General features: G+C 57.0%; 3 protein-coding genes. All 3 read left to right on the top strand.

From position 1 onward, the window contains the following. The coding region (tnpA, locus tag OKC30_RS20580) for an IS66 family insertion sequence element accessory protein TnpA (RefSeq protein WP_270809795.1) at positions 1 to 233 on the top strand (233 nt) is incomplete at its 5' end. Then, positions 233 to 598 (top strand): IS66 family insertion sequence element accessory protein TnpB, encoded by a 366-nt coding sequence (gene tnpB, locus OKC30_RS20575; protein ID WP_042012890.1) that lies wholly within the window; start codon positions 233 to 235, stop codon positions 596 to 598. The genes tnpA and tnpB, both read left to right, overlap by 1 nt. Positions 599 to 647: 49 nt before the next feature. Beyond that, a complete protein-coding gene (tnpC, locus tag OKC30_RS20570; protein ID WP_052814785.1) occupies positions 648 to 2258 on the top strand; it encodes an IS66 family transposase in 1611 nt (536 codons plus the stop codon). Positions 2259 to 2287 lie beyond the last annotated feature (29 nt).

Here is a 2287-nt window from a genome sequence, read left to right as displayed (position 1 = left end):
CTTTCTGTAAACTCCATGACCTCAGCTACCACCAGTTCTCCTACTGGCGCAGAAAGCTGGCAACACCCCAACTCGATAAGGCTGACTCGTCTGCCGGATTTGCTCGTGTCACCCTGCCGCCCTCTCAGACGACCCACCCAGGCTTGACCCTCACCTTGCCCAACGGCATCGCCATCTCCGGCCTGCATGCCAGCAATATTGAATTGCTCGGCGCTATCATGAGGCTCTTGTAATGCGCCCGCGTTACCTGCGACCGGCCCTGACTCTGCCGCAGATCTACCTCTACCGGGCGCCCATCGATTTTCGCAAACAGGCCAATGGCCTGGCGGCGCTGGTCGAGCAGCAACTCGGGCACAATCCATTCTCCGGTGCCCTCTATGCCTTCACCAATCGCCGCCGCAACAAGATCAAGTGCCTGATGTGGGAGGACAACGGCTTTGTGCTCTATTACAAGGCGCTCGCCGAGGAGAAATTCAAATGGCCATCCCCTGCCGATGAGCTGCTCTCCCTCTCGGCTGAGCAGATCAATTGGCTGCTCGATGGCTATGATATTTCCCTGATGAAAGGCCACAAAAAATTGCACTATGAAACGCTCTGAATCGGGCTAAATAAGTGCTTTACTACGTTGTTTTTGTTATAATTTAGCCATGAAAATAACGCCTGAATACCTCACCCCATTGCCCGAACTCGGCAGCCTTTCCGCTGCTGAGTTGTTGGTGGTGATTGCTGATTTTCAGCAACAACTGGCGTTGCAACAAGAAGCCCTCCTTTCCAAAGACGCGGCTATCGCGCGGCGTGATTCTCATATCTTGCTGCTTGAAGAGCTGCTGCGCTTACGCAGGGCGCAGCGCTTTGCCGCCAGCAGTGAAAAGCTCGCCAGCCAGCTCCAGCTCTTTGATGAAGCCGAGATGGAAGTCGAGATCGACACTCTGCAAGCACAGTTGCCTGAAGCCGCCACCGCCAAGATCGCTCCCAAGCGTCGTCAGCGCGGCTTTTCTCCGTCATTGGTGCGCGAACGTCTCGAACTGACCCTCAGCGATGAAGAGAAAGTCGGGGCCAGCAAGGTCTTCTTCACCAAAGTCAAAGAAGAGCTGAAGTTCATCCCGGCCCAACTCAAGGTGCTGGAGATCTGGCAAGAGAAGGCAGTATTCGAGCGCGATGGCGAACAGGTGATCCTCGCGGCCAAACGTCCGGTGCATCCACTGGGCAAATGCGTTGCCACCCCGTCACTGCTGGGCTACATCATCACCTCGAAGTATGCTGATGGCCTGCCGCTCTACCGCCTGGAGCAGATGTTCAAGCGCCATGGGCAGGAAGTGAGTCGCACCAGCATGGCACACTGGCTCATCCGTCTGGATGACGTGTTCCAGCCCCTGATGAACCTGCTGCGCGAAGAACAAAACAGCGCCGCTTACCTTCAAGCTGATGAGACCCGGATCCAGGTCCTCAAGGAAGCGGGCAAAACGGCCCAATCGGATAAGTGGATGTGGGTCACCCGCGGCGGTCCCCCGGGCCGACAATCAGTATTATTTGAATATGATCCGTCGCGTGCCGGCAGCGTACCCGTGCGCCTGCTGGCCGGTTTTGACGGTATCCTGCAAGCTGATGGTTATTCTGGCTACGCCGAGGTGTGCCGCACAAACGGGCTCACCCGTATCGGCTGCTGGGATCACGCCCGGCGTAAATTTATCGAAGCAACGAAGGCTGTCCCCGCGAAAGACCAACGTAAAGCCAGCAAGGCCGATGTGGCGTTGGGCTATATCAGCAAACTCTATGCTATCGAACGGGAGCTGCGGGACGGCAGTGATGCCGAGCGCTATCAGGGGCGGCAGTCACGCAGCGTGCCGCTGCTGGCAGAGTTCAAAATCTGGTTGGAAGAGCAGATCGGCAAGGTGATGAAAGGGTCGCTGACGAGAAAAGCGATGGAGTACACGCTGGGACAGTGGTCTTGCCTGGTAGGTTACTGCATGCGCGGCGATCTGCATATCAGCAACGTGCTGGCGGAAAACGCGATCCGCCCGTTTGCGGTGGGTCGCAAGGCGTGGTTGTTCGCCGATAGCGCGCAAGGAGCGAAGGCGAGCGCGACCTGCTACTCGCTGCTGGAAACAGCCAAGGCCAATCAGCTGGAGCCGTCAGCGTATATCAATTATGTGCTGGAGCGGATCGGCGACGCGGACAGCCTGGAAAAGCTGGAAGCGCTGCTACCGTGGAATGTGGCGTTGGAGCCGATTTCAAAAAAAGTGGCGCAATACCGTTAGGGCAAGTACGTCGATTTAACGGCGCTTAC

It is taken from the genome of Aeromonas sp. QDB18 (assembly GCF_027705325.1).
GTDB lineage: Bacteria > Pseudomonadota > Gammaproteobacteria > Enterobacterales > Aeromonadaceae > Aeromonas > Aeromonas caviae.
The sequence above is the reverse complement of the archived record's forward strand: the minus strand, read 5'-3'. Positions and strand labels throughout refer to the sequence as shown.

Excerpts from the sequence above, each read along its gene's own strand:
- tnpB (WP_042012890.1), top strand. The coding sequence starts at position 233 with ATGCGCCCGCGTTACCTGCGACCGGCCCTGACTCTGCCGCAGATCTAC.
- tnpC (WP_052814785.1), top strand. The coding sequence starts at position 648 with ATGAAAATAACGCCTGAATACCTCACCCCATTGCCCGAACTCGGCAGC.